This window comes from Butyrivibrio sp. WCD3002 (assembly GCF_000424265.1).
Taxonomy (GTDB): Bacteria; Bacillota; Clostridia; order Lachnospirales; family Lachnospiraceae; genus Butyrivibrio.
In genome coordinates this window covers 32,180-55,670 of sequence record NZ_KE384154.1, presented here as the reverse complement: position 1 = coordinate 55,670, position 23,491 = coordinate 32,180, and the positions used below count along the sequence as shown (strand labels likewise).

The following is a 23,491-nucleotide window of genomic DNA, read 5'->3' as shown; positions in this document are numbered from 1 at the left end:
CCTTATGGTTATAAATGAAGTTTATTTCTGAATGACAGCTTTAATTATTGTCTGGTCAGAATACTTTTTACTCGGAGTAGTGTCGGTGATGATGCAGCAGCTTCGAAGATCTGAAAAGGTAACTGAGCTCACTACGCCAAACTTTGTATGGTCTGCAAGTACATAGGAGAGGTAGGTGTGCTTGATTGCTTCAGCCTTAACCAGTGCCTCGTCCACATCCGGCGTTGTAAAGCCTGCAGGGACCGATATTCCGTTTGTTCCCATAAAGGATTTTGTAAAGTGAAATCTTGAAAGTGCTTCCACACAGTCAGGACCGATAACCGCCTCTGTAACGGGCTTGATTCGTCCTCCGATTATCATGGTGGAAAGGCCGCGCTCCAGCATTCTCTTTGCATGAACGATTCCGTTTGTGATGTACTTTGCATTTTTATTGGTGATGTGATCGATAAGATGCAGAGTAGTGGTGCCGGAATCGATGTAGACAAAATCATTGTCCTGTATGAGAGATGCGGCATACTCTGAGATCAGATCCTTCTCCTGAGTGTTGCGACTTGATTTCTCGGCAACGGAAGGCTCAACTGTGTTGACATCCTTTGATTTAAGAGAGGTTGCACCTCCGAAAACCTTGATAATTCTGCGCTCGTCGTGGAGTACTGAAAGATCTCTTCTGATGGTTGCTGCGGATGCATTAAGTGCATCAACCAGCTCCTGAACGGTAGCGGCATTATGCTTTTCGATATAAGCTACGATTTCGTTTCGTCTTTCTTCTGTGAGCATTTTTGATCATCCCCTATTAAAAATTCATACTCTGAAATCAGAATAGCATCGCAAATAATCAAAGTCAATCAAAGATAATCAATCAGGTAGATGAAAAATAACCAAAATTATCAAAAAAAATTATAAATAATCACTAACGCTCATAATTAACTCAGGACAAAATAAACGATAATAGTGAAAGCTTTTTCTATACATTAAGCTTTTAAAACATATAAAATATAAGTAATCACTTAGCGAGGTTTTTTCGAGCTTAGTGTACTACTTAGTTCTGGCGAACGAAGTGAGATCAGAACTACCGTTTTCAGGAGGAATAAAATGGGAAATCTTACCTGGGCTGAGGATGCCCTTTCAAAGGTGATAGAAAAGGAAAAACAGGTAGTGGGAAGAAGCTATGATAAGCTTCCTTACACTGCGATAAATCATGTTTTTGATGATAAAACAAAGGATAACGTCTGCTGGTGGACCAACGGCTTCTACGGCGGAATGCTGTGGCAGCTTTACAGGGAAACAGGGGATGAGGAGTATAAAAGAGCAGCAGAGAGAATAGAGGAAAAGCTTGATTCCAACTTTCTTCAGTATAACGGCATGGATCACGACAGCGGCTTTAAGTGGCTCCTTACCGCTGTTGCCAACTATAAATTCACAGGAAATGAAGAATCAAAAAACAGAGGACTTCTTGCGGCAGCAAATCTGGCAGGACGCTTTAACCTTGAGGGCGAATTCATCCGTGCCTGGAATGACTGGGGAGATGACAGAGATACAAGGGGCTATGCAATTATTGACTGCATGATGAACCTTCCCCTTCTTTACTGGGCAAGCGAAACCGTGGATGATCCAAGATTTAGGCAGATAGCCATAAGACATGCTGATACTGCCATGGACTGGTTTATTAGAGAGGATGGCTCATCAAGACATATCGTTGAGTTCGGTTTAAACGGCGAGGGCTTTATAAGAGAGCACGGCGGGCAGGGCTATGCTGAGGGTACAGCCTGGACAAGGGGCCAGACCTGGGCAATTTACGGCTTTGTAATGAGCTATATTCATACAGGTGATTACAGATATCTTGAGACAGCAATGAAGGTTGCTGACTTCTTTGTAGAGCATATTCCTGAGAGCGGCCTGATTCCTGTAGATTTTCTGCAGCCACAGGACCCTGCCTATGAGGATTCGACAGCAGCGGCAATCGCAGCCTGCGGCCTTATGCATCTTGCAGATGAGATATCAAAGGCCCTTGAAGGTGCGGATTCCGCTGAGCTTTCGGAAACGATCAAAAACGCTCACGGAGTAAAATACAGCGACGCTGCCATAAAAATACTTAAGACCCTTACAGAAAAGCGCTGCGACTTTGACCCTGACCATGACGAGCTTCTTATTAACTGCACAGCGGCATACCATGACAAGGAGCATCATTTCCCGATTATTTACGGTGATTACTATTATATAGAAGCCCTTCTTTATCTTCTTGGAAGAGGCGAGTATCTGTGGTGAATTAGAGCATAAATATATTACCTGGAGGATGGCATGACAAAGGATAACAGCATGAATGACAAGACGGTTTTCACAGTAGATGAGCCTGATTACAGCCTTAGCCCCTATACCGGAGTTACCAGAAAGCACTGGATAGATGCGGGAATTTACCTGCTAAGGGGCCTTTTTGAAAATTTAAAGAGCATAGACGATGCTCCTGTTGTACCAAGGACCGAAACAGAGGTTACATATCCACACCTGGGCGCTGATGAGGGAAGACTTGACGCAGAGAAAAGAGCGGAGATTTTCGAGGGACTGACCCGAACCTTTTTCATAGGCTCTGTGCTTATACATGAAAATCCTGAAATAGAGATTGGTGGCATCAACTTAAGAGATTACTACAGTGAGCACATCCTTCGCGCACTTACAAAAAAGGACAGCGCAGAGTATGTAAGCACCTATGAGGAGCTGATGGCCATTACGGGAAGCAAGGATCCCACAAACTGTTTTCAGCAGACCGTTGAGACCTGCGCACTGGTTATAGGACTTTGGGCCTGCAGGGAAGAAATCTGGGACAGATATACAAAAGAGGAAAGAGATGCGATCGCAGACTTTTTAAGAGGCTATGCCCACGCTGCCACGGTGCCCCAGAACTGGCGCCTTTTCAACATGCTTGATATGGCTTTTCTTCACATGGAAGGCTACGAAATTGATGAGCATGTGATGAGAGAGCACGCTCAGGCAATCCTTTCCTACTACGTAGGAGATGGCTGGTTCAGGGACGGACACAGCTTTGATTATTACTCCTGCTGGGCATTTAATGTATATGCTCCCATATGGAATATCTGGTACGGCTATGAAAATGAGCCATACATTGCGGGAAAATTTGAAGAGGCTTCAAATAAGCTAATGGAGACCTATCCCGAATTCTTCGATGGGGACGGCTATACCATGATGTGGGGCAGAAGCTGCATTTACCGCTTTGCGGCAGTAAGCCCCTTTGATGCTAACTTCCTTTTGAAAAATCCGGGGGCGGATCCCGGACGAGCAAGAAGAATCTCGTCAGGTTCACTTTTACAGTTCCTTACAAGGGATGATTTTCTTGAAAATATGGTGCCGGCTCTTGGCTTTTATAAGCAGTTTACGCCTCTGGTACAGGGCTATTCCTGCGCTGAATCCGTTTACTGGATTGGAAAAGCATTTCTTTGCCTGCACCTACCGGCTGACCATCCCTTCTGGACCGCTAAGGAAAATAACGGCGACTGGGATAAGGACGGCGTAAAGGTGACTACCCTTGACGGCCCTGCACTTAGCTACTCAAACCACCCGGAAAATAAGACCACTATCTTAAGAACAGGTAAGGTTGTAAAAAACGGAAGCGACCTCCACGGCATGTGGAATTACAGCAAGCTTTCCTTTAATTCAAAGTACCCTTGGGAGGCTTCCCCTGCAGAGGATGTAGAATCCATGCAGTATGTCCTCACTGATGGAACAACAGATGAAAAGGACAGATGTAACGTAACCTTCTGGGGCGGCGAGAAGGACGGAGTCTTGTACAGAAGGCAGTTTTTCAACTACAGGCTGGACACCGAGTGCCACTGGTTTAACGCCGTAAATCTTGCGGATTTTCCCGTAAACTACGGCATTATGAGAGCAGATAAGCTAAGACTCTTTAGACCTGATGTGACAATAACCCTTGGCGCCTACGGCTTTCCTGATGATGGAAGCACCCAGGCTATCCGCAAAGAAAAAACAGCGCAAATAGTATCAAAGATAACAGGCGAAACAAAGGAAATTACCGCAAAGGCCATAATCCTCAAAGGACACGATTCGCAGGGAAAAGAAAAACAGCTTGCAATGACTGTTTACACCGGCTTCTACGACCTTGATATCGTAAAGAGCAGCGGAACTAATCCTGACAGCGAAAAATCTGTTATTATATATGGAAAGTATTATAAGGAAAACCTCTATGACAGCTCAGAGGATTACGTGCTGATCTCCCAGACAATAACCAGGGAGAGCCATGAGGACTTTACGGAGGATGAACTGTTTCCCATAAAAGAGATAGCTTTCTCCGATAAGGACATGACAGGTGCTTATGGCGCCGTAGGCATAACCTTAGCTGACGGAGTCTCAAATAAGAATCAGCACGAGATAGACTATGAGCTTCTTGAGGGCAGAATGATGCTTTAAGAAAAATTAAGGCGGTAAGTAATGAGTATAAAAGCAGTTTTATTTGACCTTGACGGAACCTTAATAGATACGGAGAGGTGCTATCAGATAGTCTGGCCAAAGGCCGTTGCGCACTTTGGCTATACCATGACAAGGGAGCAGGCTCTTAAGCTAAGGAGTCTTGGCCGTCCCTTTGCTCCAAGACAGTTTAAGGAGTGGTACGGCGATGACTTTAACTATGATGAAGTAAGAGCCTACAGGAAGGAGCTTTTCGAGGAGCTTATTGCAAAAGAAGGCCTTAAGCTAAAGCCCCACGCAGAGGAAATCCTTAAGTGGCTAAAGGACCGCGGCGTCATGATATCCACGGCCACAGCCACAGATGAGGAGCGCACTACAAGGTATCTTACAAAGGTGGGACTTCTTGACTACTTTGATAAGATCTGCTGCGCAACCCAGGTAAAAGAGGGAAAACCATCACCTGATCTGTACCTGTATGCGGCGGAGCAGGTGGGCTTTTCAAAGGATGAGTGCATAGCTGTTGAGGATGCGCCAAACGGAGTTAAATCCGCGGCGGCAGCAGGTATAAGAACCATTTACATTCCTGACACCAATGATGATGAAGCGGCAGTTAGCGGACTTTATTATAAGAGGATGGAAAACCTCCTTGAACTGAAGCAGCTTTTCGGTGAATAAGAGCTAAAAAAGTGCCTAAATATGAACTTTTTTAGCATATTTAGGTAATAGAAAATTTATATTTAATATCCCGAAACTTTCTTTACACTTTTTAGATGGTAGACTAAAATATATGTATACGCGAGTTCTTACGCGGTTCTGAATCGAAAACAGAAACTAAAACAGAGGGGTATTATATGGATCAGGCATTGTCTAACGAGCAAATCGATACTATAGGGGAAATTGCCAATATCAGTATGGGTAATTCTGCGACTACCCTTAGTATGATGGTTAATCGTAAGGTTGATATTACGACACCTAACGTTTCAGTAATTAAAAGAAGTGAATCTCTTGATGATTACGCAAAGACCTGTGTATTTGTTCAGATTCATTATGTTAAAGGCCTTACAGGTAATAACGTTCTCATTTTGAAAGAAAATGATGTAAAGGTAATGACAGATCTTATGATGGGCGGAGATGGTACCAACACCGCCGGCGATATATCTGAGCTGCATTTAAGTGCGGCCTCCGAAGCCATGAACCAGATGATGGGAGCAAGTGCCACATCTCTTTCAATGATGCTTGGTGTTCCCACCGATATCAGTACGCCCATTGTAAATAAGATTGATGTTGACAGTGTTAAGATTTTTGAAAAGAGTTTTGAAACGGAGTACGAGTTTTTTGTAAAAATCGCTTTCAGGATTACTATCGGAGATCTTATTGACTCAGTAATGGTTCAGCTTTATCCGGTTCAGTTTGCCCGTGAGATGTGCGCGAAATTTATGGCAAATGAAGCGGAGAGTTAATTTTAATGAACAAAGCAGAAGTACTTGAAATAAGGAAACAATTCACACCCGACAGATGTACTATCGATCACATCTGCGGGTGTTATGTTGATTACGAGAAAAATAAGCGTCTTGTTTTCAAAAAAGCGTTTGGCTCTATCCCGGAAGAGGAGATGTTCAAATATCTTGATATCTTCAAGCATACTCTTTCCGGTGTCTTTGGAAGAAGTCTGATTGGTCTTGAATTCCCGGTTGATCAGGAAAGCGTGGGTGGAACACAGGAGTTCTTACTGCGCCTTCGTGACAGCCATCTTGAGGACGATTCACTCATCGATGAATTCTACGACAAAATAATTTCTAATTACATCAACGCCGAGAACTATTATATAATCCTTGTACATGCGATTTATGATATTCCCGGTGTCACTAAGGATGGAATAGAGATGGAGGATTCCTCTGATAATATCTATGATTACATCCTTTGCAGCATCTGCCCTGTGACCCTGTCCAAGGCTGCCCTTGGCTACAATGAGAGGACAAATGAGATCGAGGACAGATTCCGTGACTGGGTAGTGGACGGTCCCACAAAGGGCTTCCTTTTCCCTGCATTTATCGAGAGAAATGCCGACATCCACAACATGCTCTACTTTACGAAAAAGCCTGAGGACCTTCAGCCTGAGTTTGTAGAGGCACTTTTTGGAGGCAGATCTCCCATGTCAGCTCCTGAGCAGAAGGATCTTTTCAATGCACTTGTTGAGGAGACCATCGGTGATCAGGCGGACTACGACGTTATGCGTAATGTCCATGAAAATCTTGCAACCATGATGGAGGACCATGAGGATGATGATGAGCCCTTCGAGCTTGGAAAAGAGGATGTAAAGCACCTTCTTAAGGACAGCGGCGTATCTGAAGAGCGCATGGAATATTTTGATCAGAATTACGAGAAAATTGCCGGCGAGGATGAGATGCCTCTTCTTGCCTCAAACATTGCAAACACAAGGAAATTCGACATTAAGGCTCCGGATGTAGTTATCAAGGTCAATCCCGACAGGACGGATCTTGTGGAGTCCAGAATAATCGATGGCAGACAGTGCCTTGTTATCGCGGTAGATGATCATATAGAGGTAAACGGAATAAACGTAAGGACGATTCTTCAGGGACAGTAAAGAGAGGACAGAAGTATGGTAAAAAAACTTTTAGGGGAATTACATGAATTTAAGCTTCCCAGTATCCTTACTCCCATCTGTATGATCGGTGAAGTCATCGCAGAGATGATAATCCCCGTACTCATGGGAAGGATGGTTGATCTGGGAATAAATGGCGGGAACATGGCCTACATAGTAAGAACAGGTATCATCATGATTCTCGTTGCGCTCTTTGGCCTTTTGTCAGGTCTTGGCGGCGCAGTATTCGGAGCAAAGGCATCTACAGGCTTTGCCCGCAATCTCAGGAAAAAGATGTTTGATAACATTCAGACCTTTTCCTTTGCAAATATCGACAAATTTTCATCTTCAGGTCTTGTAACAAGACTTACCACAGATGTTTCCAACATTCAGAATGCATTCCAGATGATACTCAGAATGGCAATGAGAGCGCCTGCATCCATGGTTGTAGCTATGGTAATGTCATTTATCATAAACGCAAAGCTTGCAAGCATCTACCTTATTGCTGTTATTTTCCTTGGCATAGTGATTGTGTTTATCATGAACAATGCCACCAAGTACTTCAAGCAGGTATTTGAAAAGTACGACAGCCTCAACGAAAGCGTTCAGGAGAACGTATCTGCTATCCGAGTTGTTAAGGCATACGTACGTGAAGAGTATGAAAACAACAAGTTCAAGATCGCTGCCCTTAATATCTACGAGATGTTTGTAAGAGCAGAGAAGGTCGTTACATTAAACGGCCCTATCATGACAGGTACTGTTTATGCCTGCATTCTTCTTATCAGCTGGATCGGTGCCCACATGATAGTTGCAGGGGATCTTACAACAGGTGAGATGATGAGTCTTCTTACCTACTGCATGAACATCCTCATGAGCCTTATGATGCTGTCTATGATCTTTGTAATGGTTACAATGTCACAGGCAAGTGCCAGAAGAATTGCAGAGGTTATTGATGAAGAGACAAGCCTTGGCAATCCCAAGGATCCCATCATGGAAGTAAAGGATGGAAGCATTGATTTCGAACACGTAGATTTCGCATATACAAGCGATTCAGAGGAGCCTGTACTTAAGGATATCGATATCAGCATTAAATCCGGTGAGACCATCGGAATCATCGGTGGAACAGGTTCGGCAAAATCATCCCTTGTTAACCTTATAAGCAGACTTTACGACGTCACAAAGGGAAGCATAAAGGTCGGCGGAGTTGACGTAAGAGACTACGATATGGAAGCTCTTAGAAATCAGGTATCCGTTGTACTTCAGAAAAACGTACTCTTTAGCGGAACAATCTATGACAACCTTCGCTGGGGAGATGCAAATGCAAGCGAGGAGGAAATAAAAAGAGCCTGCAAGCTTGCCTGCGCAGATGAGTTTATTGAGAGATTCCCCGATGGCTATAACACAGTTATAGAGCAGGGCGGAACCAACGTATCAGGTGGTCAGAGACAGAGACTTTGTATTGCAAGAGCACTTCTTAAAAAGCCCAAGATCCTGATTCTCGATGATTCAACAAGTGCTGTAGATACAGCTACAGATGCTAAAATCAGAAAAGCTTTTGCCGAGGAAATACCCGGTACCACAAAGCTTATAATCGCACAGAGAATATCAAGTGTTCAGGACTGCGACCGCATCATTGTTATGGATGACGGTAAGGTTAACGGCTTCGGAACACATGATGAGCTTGTTAAGAACAACGAGATTTACAGGGAAGTTTATGAATCTCAGGTTGGCAGCAGCGGCGATGCTGACTTTGATGAAAAGTCATAACTTAGTGATGTGAAGAACATCCTTATTAAGCGGAGGTTAATATAAATGGCAGAAGAGAAGGTAAAAGAAGTCCGTGGCCCCGGCGCCAGACGCGGAATGGGACCAAGACCCAAGATAAAAAATCCCGGAAAATTATTTAAAAGGCTGATGTCTTATGTATTTAAAGACTACGGCATTCACATGGTACTTGTAGTTGTCTGCATTATTCTTACTGTTGTTGCAAGCGTGCAGGGAACCATGTTTACAAAGACACTTATCGACAGCTACATAACACCCCTGATCGGACAGGAAAATCCCGATTTTGGACCTCTTGCAGGAGCAATCGGAAGAGTAGTTATTTTCTACGGTCTCGGTGTTATAGCTTCCTTTGTTCAGGCGAGACTCATGATCTATGTGGGACAGGGAACACTTAAGAATTTAAGACTTGAGCTCTTTGAACACATGGAATCACTTCCAATCAAATATTTTGATACTCATGCCCACGGCGATATCATGTCAATCTACACCAACGATATCGATACCTTAAGACAGATGATCTCAATGAGTATCCCTCAGATGCTAAACAGTGCAATCACCATCGTCAGCGTGTTTATATCAATGGTTATCCTCAGTGTTCCGCTGACGATAGTTACAATTCTGATGGTTGCCATTATGCTCTTTGTAACAGCAAAGGCAACAGGAGCATCAGGTAAAAACTTCGTAGCTCAGCAGAAGAACCTTGGTAGCCTTAACGGATACATCGAAGAGATGATGACAGGACAGAAGGTAGTTAAGGTGTTCTGCCACGAGCAGCAGGCAATCGAGAGATTCGATGAGCTTAACGAAGAGCTTTTCCAGAGTGCATATAAGGCTAACGTATTTTCAAATATCCTTGGCCCCATAAATACACAGCTTGGTAACTTAAGCTATGTAGTATGTGCCATCGTGGGCGGTGCTATTGCCCTTAACCAGTACCTTGGCTTTACGGTCGGAGGACTTGCAAGCTTCCTTACCTTTAACAAGAACTTCTCAATGCCTATAAACCAGGTGTCCATGCAGTTTAACAGTATTATCATGGCACTTGCAGGCGCAGAGAGAATTTTCGCTCTTCTTGATGAAAAGCCTGAGACCGATGAAGGCTATGTAATGCTTGTTAATTCCAAGATGGAGGATGGCAAGATCGTTGAGTCCAAGGAGTATACAGGACACTGGGCATGGAAGCATTACCACAAGGCTGAGGGCACAACCACATATCAGCCCATGGAGGGTGATGTTACCTTTAACGATGTGGACTTTGGTTATACCGATGAAAAGATGGTTCTTCACAACATTGTGCTTCACGCTAAGCCGGGACAGAAGGTAGCACTTGTAGGTTCAACCGGTGCAGGTAAGACCACCATCACTAACCTTATAAACCGCTTCTATGATATTCAGGATGGAAAGATCAGATATGACAACATCAATATCAACAAGATAAAGAAGCCGGACCTTAGAAAATCTCTTGGAATAGTACTTCAGGATACACATCTTTTCACAGGAACAGTTGAAGAGAATATCCGCTATGGTAAGCTTGATGCCACTCATGAAGAGGTTGTTGCAGCAGCTAAGCTTGCAAACGCTCACAGCTTTATAAAGCGTCTTCCTGAGGGCTATAACACAATGCTTACAGGTGACGGCGCAAACCTGTCACAGGGTCAGAGACAGCTCCTTGCAATTGCAAGAGCAGCTATCGCAAATCCTCCTGTACTTATCCTTGATGAGGCTACAAGCTCAATCGATACCCGTACAGAGAAAATTGTTCAGGATGGTATGGACAAGCTCATGAAAGACAGAACAACCTTTGTCATTGCGCATCGTCTGTCCACAGTTAAAAACAGTGATGTGATCGTGGTACTCGAGCAGGGAAGAATTGTAGAGATGGGTAACCATGACGAGCTGATCGCCAAGAAGCAGCGTTATTACCAGCTCTACACCGGAAACAAGCCGGAGATGGTTACCGCATAACAGGAAGTCTCTGGTCCAGTTCAATCTTATCATCATGGGTTACAACCCGGTAGGAGGTGACGGTGTAAACCGGCTCATCACTTGCATCGGGATATGTAGGAATTACGGTTATATCCAGAGTCTGAGTATCATTTATGGGAAAACTCTCTGAGAAGCTTTCAGCTCCAACCATGTTATAGAAGGCGTCCTCTGAGGAAGAGAGCATGTAGCTTTTTTCTAAGGAGGATGCCGTTTTTGCTATAAAGGCATTGGCCCGGTGGCAGGCATCATAGTAGCTGTCGCTCCTTTGCTTCATTTTGCTGCTAAGCACAAAGTCCGCCCTTGAATTAACAAAGGTAAGAGTAGCAAAGGATATGAGGCCCAGAACCATGAAGATAAGCATTATGGAAGCTGCGCCTATATGTGTTGAATTTATTGAATCACGGTTCATCCGTTATAGCCTCCATGTTACCTGTATAGTAGTCGACGCTTCTGGACATTATCAGTAAGGGATCAGAAGCATCCGGCGCTTCGCCAATAATCTCGGAATCAGGGAGATTAAGAATATAAATATCGCCCTTAAGCGCATTTCCTGTGTATTCATCAGTACTGCCGCAGTCAGCATAAACTTCCGATGCAGGGAGCTGCGATACAGTCAGCATAAGCTCGTATTTTGCACCCTCAGGAGCGCCGTCGCTTAGGGGATAATCTATAACCTCCCAGTCCTTGTCAAAGAACATAACTAAGGTCCCTATCTCCGGATTCTCCTCGGAGGATACCAGGACTACAGAGGATACTGAATAAAAGTCTGCTATATCCTTCAGTTTTCCTTTTTTACCGTTAAAAACCTCAGACAGATTCTGAATCCACAAAACCGAATTGTTTATGCCAATTGATTCCTGAGAGAGGAGATGAGCGGACACAAAAAGGCGTACACAAATAGTGCTGGCAACAGCAAAAAACAAAATGGCAATTATGAGCTCCATGAGAAAGAGACTTGTTTTATTGTGCTGATTTCTGTTCATGTGCCTGTCTGTCCTTTTTCGGATCTTTTCGAGGTTACGAAGGTTATCTCTTCACCATCTGTTAATACGACGGTTATCTGGAGGATTCCGCCTCCAAGGGTGTTTATCTCAAGACTGTCTATGTCCATGATTTTCTGACCGGTTTCAGGCAGCAGATTTTCAACATCTGCCCTTGCCTTTATTTCCATAAGAGCGCCTTCATAGTCATAGATATAGGTCACATAATCCCTGCCGCCTTCTGTGCTGTCGATGCGGATGGCACCTGACTTATTGAAGGTGTCTGTTGAGACATTTCCCTCTGCATCGTTCTGCCTTAGCTTTTCAGTGATATAGGCGTAGGCGGTCCTTCTGTCATAGTTTTTTTGCATACTGGAAACACCCCTGCTGTAAATACTTGAGCCGATGGCGATCAGCATAAGAGCGCTCATGGCAAACAAAAACAGCAGAGCTACGACGAAGATCATATCGATTATGTGTCTTTCGTGGCTTTCCTTTTTCATAAAAAATTACAAATCCTTTTTAGTATCGCCCTGAATACGGATGATGGTCACATCAGGGTAAATATTTGAAGCTATGGGCCTATAGTCCACAAAGAACAGCTCCTTGTCATATAAAAGGCCATAGTGCTGCTCAAGATAATCAAGGCTTGGAGGATAAATTCCCTCAAGACAGTAGCACTGAATAATGTCACGGTTTATGGCTTCAGAAAGGCTGACTTCCTGCTTATCAATGTTTGTTTTGCTGATACCTTCTATGCCGTTAAAAAAGATGACAATAAGCGCTACGATTATCAGAAAATAAACCAGCGTAGAGGTGAGTCTCGATATTCTGTTTCCTCTTTTTCCGATATAAATCTCTTCCATCTAAATCAACCTATTGATGACATGATTCCCATAAGAGGGAGAATTACCGATAACAAAATCATTCCTACAACCAGTGAGAGAATGATTACAAGGGTGGGCTCAAGGACAGCGATAAATGCGTACATTTTGCGCTGGGTTTCCTCGGCGTAGCGGTTTGCGATCTGCTTCATTACAACGTCCATGGAGCCTGAGGTAAAACCTATTGATACCATCCTTGAATAGAAGCGGTTCAGGATTCCTGATGCCTGAAGAGCCTCGGGGAAGCTGCTTCCGCCTGCGATAAGAGACCTGCAGGTATCTATTTTTGCTGACATAGACTCTGAATCCACAAGATTACTTACAAGGCGAAGGCCCTCATAGGTGTCCATTCCGCTTGATAAGGTGAGAACCATACCGTTTGCAAAGCGGGTGGTTGCAACTTCGTCGTAGATCTTGCGGATAGGAGGAATGTGCATTCCGATTTTATGAAAAACCTCGCGACCCTTGTTTGTTTTAACAAAGAAAACGCAAAGACCTGCTGCAATTGCAAGAATAATTATGAAAACAGCAGAGTAGTTTTTTAAGGAAATTCCGATACTCAGAAGGGAATTTGAAAAGCTGTTCATGCTGGTTCCAAGCTGTGCAAATACCTGACCAAAGATGGGGAGTACCCTTGTTATCAAAACGATGATAACAACAAGCATCATTCCTATCATGATAAGAGGATAGGAGATAGCCCCCACGATATTTTGCCTTATGGTCTCTTCACGCTCGTAGTAGTCCGCAAGGGAGTCCATTACAAGGTCAAGATCACCGGACTCTTCACCGATTGTAACCATGTGGATAACGTAGCCCGGAAAGGCGCCGGACATCTGCAGGGCTATATGGAATTTTTCTCCCGAATGCAGGATCTGCAGGATGGTCTTAAGAACGGCATCATCACCCTCAAACTTAAAGTCCTGAAGCATTATCTCTATGCTTTCAACAGGGGCTATACCGGCCTTAATAAGAAGTGCCATCTGTCTGCAAAATACTGATATTTCGTAATCTGAAAATTTCTTTGAAGAGGCTTTCATATCGTGTCTCCCTAATAGATATATTTTGTCTTATAGTTTTTTCCGTCGCCTATAAAGTTTGCAAGCTTCTTGGTATCTGTAGTTGAAGCAAAGGTGGGATCCATAAGAGACCACTCCTTGCCGTCAAACTGTATCATTCCGTTTATCCAGCCAATATCCGTTATATAAGTACTAAGCCATGCGTGGTAAGCGGTTCCTGCATAGCCAACCTCCATTCTGGTTGGAATCCGCTGGCTTCTGAGCATTGCCGTCATCAGAACCGCATAGTCGATGCAGATGCCTTTTCCCGTTGTCAGAACCTCGTCGATTTCCGGAAGATATCCGCTCTCAACGGTTTCCGCCTCGTGGTAGTCGTAGGACATGCTGGTAATAAGCGAGTTGTAAACATTCGATACCACGTCAAGGTCCGTGTTTGCCGTATATGCAAGGTACTCTGCATAGTCGATTGCCTGATTGTCAGCATTGAAGGTCACGTACTGATTGGGATAGAGGAAGGGTAAAAACTCATCATCTATGGTAGCCTCTATCTCCTGGGAAAATACTGTTGCGTACTGAAGACCCTCGATATTTTCAAACACCGCGATAAGGTATGTGCCATCCCCCTGCTGAAGCGGGAAAACCTCATCCTTTCCGCCGCCTGTCGCCATGTCGTAGGTGTAGGTGATCTCTTCAGGCCCTGTGATCCTCAGCTTAACCTTCTCTGATTCCCCGGTATAGTGGATTATCACATAGCCCTGACCTGTATTTGATGCATCCACATAGACGTAAGGATTTGAGTAGGTGCTTGTTCCGTCAGCTGTGGGAACGAGGCAAAGGGGCGTGTTGTCACGGGCTCCCTTTACGAGCAGGGATGTGTCATAGTTGGATTCATCTGCCATCACCTCAGCGGCAAGCCTTCTGTCGATATCTATGGCATGACCCTCCGGCAGTGCAAAGAGCAGAACAGGAGATGTGAGGATAAGCACCAGCATGGAAAGGCACAGGCATATACAAATATCAAGAGAGTAGGTGCCTGCTTTTTTAGATCTGTCATAAACTGCGCCGTCAAAGGAAATCAGAAAATGAGTATCCTTACCCTGAGAGTTAAGTACCTCTGAAAGCGCGCCTATGGCGTCCTCTTCCCGTATATGAAATTTGTTTTTACGGTTTTTTACATATTTCATTCTGTGTCGTTGCCTGTTTCATGTAGCGATAATATGTGGTCCCTTGCAAGAAGCAGGTGCTTTTTTACAAGGCTTTTGCTGACGCCAAGAGCATTTGCGATAGCCTTTTCGTCAAGCTCTCTGACATCATATAAAAATATGATCTGTTGCTCTATAAAAGTAAGTGACATAAAGTCGTTGGGATTAAAAAGCTCGTAGACCTCTGTGCTGCATCCGTTCATGATTTTTCTGTAGCATACATCAAAGGAAAGTCTTCGAAGCCACGGGGATAGAAGAGAAGGGTCCTTTAGGGACAGTATGCCATTTAACACGTTTTCATATATCTCCGTAATGGCCGCCCTTGCTTCCTTGTCATCGCCTATGATGTGCCTGCAGTAGTTGAAGGTGTCATCCACAGTAAGGCAGTAGAGCTTTGCAAAGCTTTCCGTATCGTCATTCCACATATCCATTACGAGCTTTTGTAATTTATCGGAATGGTTTTTGCTAAACATATATTGCTCCTAGTTAAGAACCTTAGAGTCTGATTCGTATTTTCTGTAAACCGCAGCAATAAGCACATAGAAATGCTCCGGTGATACCTCATTGCCAAGAATATGTGAGTATCTCAGTCTGATGGGGATTTCTGAATTTAAGGTATTGTGGTTTTTTATTCTCTTTCCAAGAACCTCTAAAAATGAATCGATATCAGGCTGTGAACAGTTCTCAATTACAACGATGAACTCATTTCCGCTGTTTCTTCCAATGAGGCCGTACTGCATGCCTACTGATTCAAGGATAGTGCAGAAGGAGGAAATTGCCTCATCACCGCCGCTTCTGCCGTTTTTATCATTCAGCTCCTTCAGGTTATCAAGCTCCATCAGCACGCAGCCAAGATGCATCAGCTTATCCTGGGTGTCGTATTTTGATGAGATTCTGTCTATGCTGAATCTGTTGGGAAGACTTGTGAGCTTATCAAGGAATGAGAGATCGCTTAAGTCCTTTGCCACATCTATATTTTTCTTCATAAGGATAAAATCCATAAGAATCGCCAGAAATCCTGTGAGAAGGCACAGCCATGTGATTATAAAGGTTATAAGGAAAACTGCATCCCCCAGGATGGAAGCCCTGAACTCCGAATTCAGAATCAGGATCAGAAGATATGAAATGCTTAGAATTATTAAAATCGCCATCATTACGATCTTGGCGATTCGTATTTTCTTTAAAAGGCTGCGTTTGTAAGGCATTAGTGCTCCCTTCAAAAGGCCGATAATATCTCGGTTTCTTACTTATTTATTATATACTAAAACTTCCCATACCGGAAAGAAAAAAGAAACCCGGGCTCTCTGCGGCTTGGGGTATAAAAACTTCGGCCAAGGCCTATAGGGTCAGGCAGGCTTTTCCCTTCCTCTGCCGAAATTACAAAATCTTCCACTGGCTATATGTGTGATTTTGCAACATGTCTGAGTTTGTTTTCAGGCGATAGCGCAGCCTGCATACAGTCATTTCGAGTCTCGTTATCTTCGCGAGATTATTCTAATGCCCATACATCCATTGCCTTGCGCGCTTCAAAAGAAACTCGCAAGGGCTTCTAAAAAGGCTATATCAGAATGAATACATAACAGAAAGCCCTTACTCAAACACTTTCTTCGCGCGCACAATGGATGTTTATGGGCATAAGAATAATCATCACTCAGCTATAGAGACTCGAAATGACTGTATGTAGACCGTGCTATCGCCTGAAAAAAACGAGTTATGCAAAATCACACATGCTTATAGCCAGTGAAAGGTTTTGGAATGTCCTGAGGCACGGAAGGGAAAAGCCTGCCTGACCCTGTGGGCCTTGGCCGAAGTTTTTCAAAAAAGCCGCAGAGAGCCCGGGTTTCTTAATATATCCGGTATGGGATAGGCCCTCTAAATAAAATGAGTAACCATTAACTATTGCTAAACATATTTTAAATAATTCGAAAATTTGTGCATGGAATGGAGGTTTTACAGTATAATGTCAAAAAAGAGGTGACAGGATGATATTATACGCTTTGATGGTAGCATTGCTGATACCTGCAGTTATCGTAATCTACAGGTACATAACAGAATGCGGAAAAATAAAGAAAAGACTAAAAGTGCTGGGCGTATCGCCAAAGGAGTTTGCCTTCCCAAAGGGGCTGAACCTCTCTGAATTAGAGGATATGCTCTATGAGAAGGAAACTGAGATGGCAGAGCGCTACTTTATAAACGGACTGTAGAATTACAGCTCCTTAAAGCTTACCTTGCGGGCTTTGAAGGTTGCATAGTGTGTAAAGCCGCAGGACTTTACGATTTCCGTAGCAACATCGAAAGAGCCTGCGATATGCTCGGGAACATGGGCATCTGAACCAAAGGTGATTATCTCACCGCCTAGCTCCTTAAAGCGGAGCAGAATATCCTTAGAGGGATTTGGATTTAAAAGTGCATTTTTTGAGTACAGGGACTTGGTGTTTACATCAAGTCCTTTTCCTTTTTCTATAAGGTGCTTAAGAATAGCATCGATGATATCCGCATAGTCTGAATACCTGTAGTTTTTATCGAATTCAGGTGCATAGCGGACGATGTAATCAAGGTGCCCAAGCACGTCGTAGTTATCAAAGAGCTTAAGGTTTTCCAAGGTAGACTCGAAGAACTCAAGGAAGGCTTCCCTTTCGCTTCTTCCCTCGTAAAAGGAAGGGTAGTAGGGGTCCTTTCTGTGGCATACATGGTTTGATGCGATGACAAAATCAAAGGGATAGGAGCCTATATAATCCGTATTCCTTTCCGCAAGATGAGGCTGCATGCCGATCTCTATGCCCCAGTTAAGGGTCAGCTTATCCTCATATAAGGGCTTAAGTGCGAGGAATTCTTCTCTGTAAGCCTCGGTATTTACTTCAAAGCCATCAGGCGGATTATCCGGCATATCGGGATAATCGAAGTCGTTGTGCTCAGTAAAGCATATGGATGAAAGTCCCTTTGAGATGGCGCTTTCTATCATGTCCTTCATGGGAGCATCCGAGTCCCCTGAATTGTGGGTGTGCATATGAAAATCTGCAGGTAGCTTACTTGTCATTATGATTCTCCATTACTTAATATTTCGAATTGCTTTTTTCCAAAACACATTATACAGCACTCAGGACTGTGAAAAAGAGAAAATTTATCGCTTTAGCACAAAAAATAGAAAAGCCCCATCACCCAGGCGAACGCCTGCAGTGGTGGGGCCAAAAAGTGGCTTATTTACGAGCTTTCCAAAGCATTATGATTTAAAGAACGCGATATTCTCATTCAGCTTCTCAGCTACGGTCTTAAGGTTATCAGCTGAGGATGCGAGAGTAGTAACTGTTGCGGAAAGCTCCTGCATGGATGCGCCTGTCTCCTCTGAGGATGCAGCGTTCTCTTCGGAAATTGCTGACAGTGCACTCATGGTATCTACAACTGCGTTCTTGGAGGAATCGCAGGTATCTGCGCCCTGGGAGATAAGATCTACGCCGCCGACTGTGCTGCCGATATCCTCCAGCATGCCGTTAACAGCTTCAAGAGTTTCTCCGAGAGCAAGCTGCTGATCCATATTGCCCTGCTTAACATCTGCTGCTGCAGAAACAGCTGCGCTACTCTGCTCTAACAGGATATCCATCTCTCTTCTGATATCGTCAGCCATCTGCTTGGAATCATCTGCAAGTTTTCCAATCTCTTCAGCAACAACCGCAAAGCCCTTACCTGCTTCACCTGCTCTTGCTGCCTCAATAGAAGCGTTGAGAGACAGGAGATTGGTCTGGGTTGCAATAGATGCAATACCTTCAACCTTATCGTTGATATTTGATACAGCCTCCTGAGTTGCGGAGATTGTATTTGAAATATCATCGATCTTATTTGTCATATCAGATGAAGAATCCTGGAGGGAAGCAAGGGATCTGCTTGATACCTCGGATGCCTCCTTCATCTTCTGAGCGAGAGTGGAGAGGTTTCCTGTGGATGTCTGCACATCGCTTACAGCATCGCCGATTTTTCCTACATTTTCCGATGCGCTCTGAATTTCGTCAGCCTGCTGGGTTGCACCTGATGCAATTTCCTGAACCGCATTTGATACATCCTCTGCAGTCTGGGAAATCTGATTGGCCATATCTGCCAGCTCCTCTGAGGACTGTCCCACATCAGAAGCGGAGGCCTTGATCTCGGAAACAATCTCGCTGAGCTTACCTATAACGTCATTTGTGTTATTTACAATCTGACCAAACTCATCTTTTCTGTCGGCGTATTTTTCAACCTTTGCAAAGCGTCCGTCAGCAAGCTCTGCAAGAGATGCGTTAACCGCCTGAACGGGATTTGTAAAGGAGAAGGCCATATATACGGAAATTATTACAGCTATAATGAGCATTACAATACCAACACCTACGATAATCGTGGCGGAGGCTCTTGATTCTGCGTTAATCTTTACTGTATTTGTAGCTACGCACAGTCTCCAGTCTGAGGTGGCATTTTTTACGTAGCATACTACGGCTTTATAGCCTCTGCCTGTATCTGCGCTGTAATTACCTTCTGCAAGACCGGATGTCATGAAAACGGACTGACTTCTGTCGTCTTCATTTTCCTCGGTGATCTCATACTGAGAATGTGCGGCAACCTTACCTGTTCTGTCTGTTAAAAATGCATCCTCGGACTCTGCAGCAAGCATTTCATGGAAGGTGTTAAGGTCATAGTTTCTCTGAACGATACCAAGAACGGTTCCGTCATAGTCCTTGATAGGAGCAGAGAAGGTAACCTGACGGGTACCTGTTGCAGTAGATACGATGATATCTGAAATGTCGGTTTTTCCTGCCATTGCGTTCTTAAAATAATCGCGCTGACTAACATCTACATAATTGCCGGAGGTTCTCAGAACCTGCATTCCATCGGCGCCCGTAAGCACTGTCAGGGAGTCATCAGCCATCATCTCATCAATAGATGCAAGATAGTTAAGCTCAACCTCCTTAAGTCCCTCATCATCCTGAGCCAGCATAAAGGCTATGGTAGAAGGTGCCATGGCAACAGCCTGGATAGTTTTAAGGTTATTATCAAGAACCTCCTGCCACTGCGCATCCAGATACCATACCTCCCATTCCATGGAATCGATGGCATCGGCATAGGCTTTATCTGCAGATGTCTTATAGCTTACTATAGTGGAAACTATAAGAGGAACTGCACATACCAGCAGCATAATTGCTATAAGTCTGGTTTTGATACTGTCCTTAGGGCTGATACCGCTATTTGATTTTTTCTCTTTGCCACTCATAAGAAACCTCCAATATTAGGTGCGTTATCTGACAATATATGCATTAGTCAGAAAACCTATTGCGAATAATTGAATTTTATCACGATAAAGCATTTAAAAACGCTTTTTGGTGTATTAAATTACTATAAAATCATTATTTATAAAATGTAAAAAGTCAGTATTGAAGCGGCTTTACGGATATCGTATAATGAACGGCATCGTTTCTAAAATGATATAATATACGAAGCAGCTGCGTTTTTTGTAAGGAGCCAGATATGAGAAAAACATTTGATTATGTTGATGGAAATATGGACATCCTGATGTATGACAATACGGTCAGGAAGATCAAGGATGTAAAAAAGGGTGACCTTGTTTACTCGGTCCAGTATGACGGCGAGATTCATCAATACATTAAGGGGGAAGTAACTGACGTTAACAGACGAAAGGGCAAGGCTGTAAAGATTACCTTAGCGGATGGAAGATCCCTTATAAGCAGTCCAAATCACCAGTGGCTTACTCAGCTTGGATGGCTTTTTACATATGATGACGGCAGCCTTGGTGAAGACAAGGTGTATCTTAAAAATGATGTTAAGATGTCCGGAATCGGCGGTAAGATCGCCAAGAACTACGAAGAAACCAAGCAATACATGGAAGGCTATTTCCTTGGAATAGAGATCTATGGCAAAAATCTTGTAGGCCTTAAGGGCGGAGAGATGGCTGAGTTTGTACTTTGCGAATCAGCAGTTACAATGCGCCTTTATAACTACCTGCTATACCTGGGGATCGAGGCTTCGATAGAGCCCTGCTTTGCCCACAATAACAATACCAATGAGCACTTTGTAACGGCTAAGCTGAATTTGCCCTATACACAGATGGTCATGTTATCAGAGAAATTTGCAAAGGACAGGGATAAGGATGAATTTTTACGAGGCTTTATTGCAGGGGTATACGATTCTGACGGAAGTAACAATCCCGTGGTTAAGACCCTTGCCAGTGCCAAGATGAAGTATCTTGAAATCCTGAAAAAGGGTCTTGAGCTTTACAACTTTGAATATGAGTACAACAGTCAGGATATGTCTGCGACGCTCTTTGGCGGTGCATCGGAGCTTTTGAGGTTCTACCATATTTTTACACCGGTTTTAACCCAGCAGTTTGAGCACGTTCCCATGAGTAACGTGCATAACGATACAATAAAGGTAGTATCTATAGAAGAGATAAAAAGAAGAGAGGAGCTGATAGAAATCACAACCTCAGGCAGGAACTTTATTGCTAACGGGGTTGTTTCCCATAACTGTACAACGGGTATGTTTAGGGAGGTACAGTGAATGAGATATGTCAGTGCCAGGGATCTTAAGCCTGGAATGATCCTATCCAGCAATCTATATGATGATAATGAAAAGATCCTTCTAAAATCCAATACAGTGCTAACGCAGCCCTATATAAACAGGATTTTGATGCATGATTTTGACGGTGCATATATTTTCGAAAAGGATGATATAAACACCGCAAGACAGATAGTATCAAACGAGACCAGAATTAAAGCTATAAATAAGCTTAAAAAGCTGGATATTAACGCCTGCCAGTTCCTTGCAAACAGCATCGTTAATGAGGTACAAAATGCAGAGTCCCTTATTATAGAGCAGATAACCCTCAGCTCCTACGATAACTACACCTACATCCACAGTGTAAATGTAGATGTGCTGTCCGTTATCATCGGCATAGGAATGGGGCTTAGAAACGAGGAGCTTGAGCTTTTGTCTCAGGCAGCCCTCATGCATGATATAGGAAAATGCGATGTTCCAATCGAAATAATAAATAAGCCCTCAAAGCTCAGTCAGGAAGAGCTTACCGTTATGAAGAAGCATCCGGAGTATGGTCTTATCAGACTCCGTGACAAGGTGAAGCAGGACGGCGAGGATGTGGCAGCAGTTGTAAAAAACGCGGTGTATTCCCACCACGAAAACTGGGATGGCTCAGGCTATCCGCGTGGCCTTGAAGGAGAAAAGATCCACAAGTTTGCCAGAATCATCCACGTAGCGGACGTCTATGATGCCCTGACCTCCAAGCGTGCCTACAAGGATTCCATGAATCCCGCCGATGCCATCGAATATATCATGGCAAACAGCGGCACCATGTTCGACAGGGAGGTGGCAAGTACCTTCATTAAATATGTAGCTCCTTATCCTGCAGGCTGCAGAGTACTTCTATCTACAGGACAGCAGGGAACAATCCTTGAGAACCATCCCAAGCAGCTCTCCAGACCTAAGATCAAGCTTGAAAGCGGCAGTGTTCTTGATCTTATGAAGAAGCTTGATGTGACAATCTTGCAGATTTTGAATAACTGAATAGAGTAGTTGTGGTAAAATAATATGTTAGAGAAAGCTGAGGTTAGATTTTGAATAGGATAAAGAGGAATTGATGAATGCTATCAATATTTTTTGGCGAAATGCCCGAAGCAATATATAATCCGGCAAGGTTTTTTAAAAACACATATACCGATGATTGCAATGAAAGGTATACATCACATTACCGTTTCAAATGCAACGGTGAAATATGAATTTGATATAAAAAGAAATATAACGATTATCAAGGGAGACAGTGCGACAGGAAAGACCACATTGGTGGAAATGATAAGTGAATATTATGAATCCGGAAAAGAGAGCGGCATAACCCTTTCGTGTGACAAAGAGTGTCGTGTACTTGCAGGAAGAGATTGGAGTACCTTGCTGCCAATAATGAAGGATACAATAGTATTCATAGATGAAGATAACGAATTCCTCCCAAGCTATGATTTTGCAGAAGCAGTAAGAAAGTCAGATAATTATTACGTAATAGTCACAAGAGAAGGCTTGGTAAATCTTCCCTATAGTGTTGATGAGATATATGGCATTAGATCATCAGGTAAATACGCGGGTTTGAAGCAGACATATCATGAGTTCTTTCACATATATTGAAAGCAGTGAGTACTTTAGTTGGGAAATATTTTTTACACATTTTTTGATAGAAAAGACGCAGAATACGTATTTGAAATACTCTAAAAGGAAACTGAATGAAGCATATCTACAAGAAAATGTAGTAAAGAAGATTGTCAAAGTAATTCCGGATATTGAGCTGATGTAGAAGATTGAAAGAATTACAGAGATGGAAAATCATTTATGCAAGAAGTGACAATTATAGATTACGAGAAGCAGCATAGAGATACTAGGATCGGAGAAAACCGGTCCTTTTATTTTACGGTCTCTTCACGTGTGAAAAAAATAGGCTGAAACAGTGCGGCAGTGACTTATTTCATATCTGAAGTCAGCTGGCACTATGACATTATAATGAAATACTATGAAGAACATATTGATCATGAAACAGCCAACGTAAGTTCGGAGTACACGGTACCAG

General features: G+C 43.4%; 22 protein-coding genes. 11 read left to right on the top strand and 11 right to left on the bottom strand.

From position 1 onward, the window contains the following. Nucleotides 1-21 precede the first annotated feature (21 nt). Entirely contained in the window at nt 22-777 is a 756-nt protein-coding gene (locus G608_RS0118015) for a DeoR/GlpR family DNA-binding transcription regulator (RefSeq protein WP_026497147.1), read from the bottom strand. 315 nt (nt 778-1,092) lie between these two features. Here G608_RS0118015 and G608_RS0118010 point away from each other — a divergent pair, with 315 nt between their 5' ends. From G608_RS0118010 to G608_RS0117980, 7 genes are all read left to right on the top strand, one after another. Beyond that, entirely contained in the window at nt 1,093-2,265 is a 1,173-nt protein-coding gene (locus G608_RS0118010) for a glycoside hydrolase family 88 protein (RefSeq protein WP_026497146.1), read from the top strand. 33 nt (nt 2,266-2,298) lie between these two features. After that, the gene (locus G608_RS0118005; RefSeq protein ID WP_242829432.1) at nt 2,299-4,437 is read left to right on the top strand and encodes a DUF2264 domain-containing protein; all 2,139 of its coding nucleotides are present in this window, start codon (nt 2,299-2,301) and stop codon (nt 4,435-4,437) included. Nucleotides 4,438-4,458: 21 nt separating this feature from the next. After that, nucleotides 4,459-5,109: an HAD family hydrolase gene (locus G608_RS0118000; RefSeq protein ID WP_026497144.1), complete on the top strand. Its 651-nt coding sequence runs from the start codon at nt 4,459-4,461 to the stop codon at nt 5,107-5,109. Between the two features lie 176 nt (nt 5,110-5,285). Next, the gene (gene fliY, locus G608_RS21855; RefSeq protein WP_035796211.1) at nt 5,286-5,894 is read left to right on the top strand and encodes a flagellar motor switch phosphatase FliY; all 609 of its coding nucleotides are present in this window, start codon (nt 5,286-5,288) and stop codon (nt 5,892-5,894) included. 5 nt (nt 5,895-5,899) lie between these two features. Continuing rightward, the gene (locus tag G608_RS0117990; protein ID WP_026497143.1) at nt 5,900-7,039 is read left to right on the top strand and encodes a DUF4317 domain-containing protein; all 1,140 of its coding nucleotides are present in this window, start codon (nt 5,900-5,902) and stop codon (nt 7,037-7,039) included. A gap of 15 nt (nt 7,040-7,054) precedes the next feature. Then, a complete protein-coding gene (locus tag G608_RS0117985; protein ID WP_026497142.1) occupies nt 7,055-8,803 on the top strand; it encodes an ABC transporter ATP-binding protein in 1,749 nt (582 codons plus the stop codon). A gap of 45 nt (nt 8,804-8,848) precedes the next feature. Further along, a complete protein-coding gene (locus G608_RS0117980; protein ID WP_026497141.1) occupies nt 8,849-10,786 on the top strand; it encodes an ABC transporter ATP-binding protein in 1,938 nt (645 codons plus the stop codon). Here the strand turns inward: G608_RS0117980 and G608_RS0117975 are convergent. The 8 genes from G608_RS0117975 to G608_RS0117940 are packed head-to-tail and all read right to left on the bottom strand — an operon-like array spanning nt 10,776 to nt 16,094. Next, nucleotides 10,776-11,216, bottom strand: a complete 441-nt coding sequence (locus G608_RS0117975; protein ID WP_026497140.1) for a hypothetical protein — start codon at nt 11,214-11,216, stop codon at nt 10,776-10,778. The two genes, G608_RS0117980 and G608_RS0117975, sit on opposite strands and share 11 nt — an antisense overlap. Then, nucleotides 11,206-11,790: a hypothetical protein gene (locus tag G608_RS0117970; protein ID WP_026497139.1), complete on the bottom strand. Its 585-nt coding sequence runs from the start codon at nt 11,788-11,790 to the stop codon at nt 11,206-11,208. Before G608_RS0117970 ends, G608_RS0117975 begins: the two co-directional genes overlap by 11 nt. Continuing rightward, nucleotides 11,787-12,290: a DUF4860 domain-containing protein gene (locus G608_RS0117965; protein WP_026497138.1), complete on the bottom strand. Its 504-nt coding sequence runs from the start codon at nt 12,288-12,290 to the stop codon at nt 11,787-11,789. Before G608_RS0117965 ends, G608_RS0117970 begins: the two co-directional genes overlap by 4 nt. Before the next feature lie 6 nt (nt 12,291-12,296). Then, nucleotides 12,297-12,653 carry a hypothetical protein gene (locus G608_RS0117960; protein ID WP_051209519.1) on the bottom strand — a complete coding sequence of 119 codons (357 nt, stop codon included), beginning with the start codon at nt 12,651-12,653 and terminating at the stop codon, nt 12,297-12,299. 5 nt (nt 12,654-12,658) lie between these two features. Then, the gene (locus G608_RS0117955; protein ID WP_026497136.1) at nt 12,659-13,708 is read right to left on the bottom strand and encodes a type II secretion system F family protein; all 1,050 of its coding nucleotides are present in this window, start codon (nt 13,706-13,708) and stop codon (nt 12,659-12,661) included. Between the two features lie 11 nt (nt 13,709-13,719). Beyond that, nucleotides 13,720-14,871 carry a transglutaminase-like domain-containing protein gene (locus tag G608_RS21850; protein WP_051209517.1) on the bottom strand — a complete coding sequence of 384 codons (1,152 nt, stop codon included), beginning with the start codon at nt 14,869-14,871 and terminating at the stop codon, nt 13,720-13,722. Beyond that, entirely contained in the window at nt 14,868-15,362 is a 495-nt protein-coding gene (locus G608_RS0117945) for an RNA polymerase sigma factor (protein WP_026497135.1), read from the bottom strand. Before G608_RS0117945 ends, G608_RS21850 begins: the two co-directional genes overlap by 4 nt. Before the next feature lie 9 nt (nt 15,363-15,371). Further along, nucleotides 15,372-16,094, bottom strand: a complete 723-nt coding sequence (locus G608_RS0117940) for a GGDEF domain-containing protein (RefSeq protein WP_026497134.1) — start codon at nt 16,092-16,094, stop codon at nt 15,372-15,374. A gap of 777 nt (nt 16,095-16,871) precedes the next feature. Here G608_RS0117940 and G608_RS0117935 point away from each other — a divergent pair. Beyond that, nucleotides 16,872-17,093 (top strand): hypothetical protein, encoded by a 222-nt coding sequence (locus G608_RS0117935; protein ID WP_026497133.1) that lies wholly within the window; start codon nt 16,872-16,874, stop codon nt 17,091-17,093. A gap of 2 nt (nt 17,094-17,095) precedes the next feature. Here the strand turns inward: G608_RS0117935 and G608_RS0117930 are convergent, their stop codons facing one another. Then, the gene (locus tag G608_RS0117930) at nt 17,096-17,926 is read right to left on the bottom strand and encodes a histidinol-phosphatase HisJ family protein (RefSeq protein WP_026497132.1); all 831 of its coding nucleotides are present in this window, start codon (nt 17,924-17,926) and stop codon (nt 17,096-17,098) included. A gap of 183 nt (nt 17,927-18,109) precedes the next feature. Next, nucleotides 18,110-20,122, bottom strand: a complete 2,013-nt coding sequence (locus G608_RS0117925; protein ID WP_026497131.1) for a methyl-accepting chemotaxis protein — start codon at nt 20,120-20,122, stop codon at nt 18,110-18,112. A 254-nt stretch (nt 20,123-20,376) separates the two neighbouring features. On the opposite strand from G608_RS0117925, the gene G608_RS0117920 reads away from it, so the two are divergent. From G608_RS0117920 to G608_RS0117910, 3 genes are all read left to right on the top strand, one after another. Then, nucleotides 20,377-21,426, top strand: a complete 1,050-nt coding sequence (locus G608_RS0117920) for a hypothetical protein (RefSeq protein WP_026497130.1) — start codon at nt 20,377-20,379, stop codon at nt 21,424-21,426. Beyond that, entirely contained in the window at nt 21,427-22,446 is a 1,020-nt protein-coding gene (locus G608_RS21845) for an HD-GYP domain-containing protein (RefSeq protein WP_051209515.1), read from the top strand. A gap of 153 nt (nt 22,447-22,599) precedes the next feature. Continuing rightward, a complete protein-coding gene (locus tag G608_RS0117910) occupies nt 22,600-23,055 on the top strand; it encodes a Fis family transcriptional regulator (RefSeq protein ID WP_330367095.1) in 456 nt (151 codons plus the stop codon). The last annotated feature ends 436 nt before the right edge of the window (nt 23,056-23,491 follow it).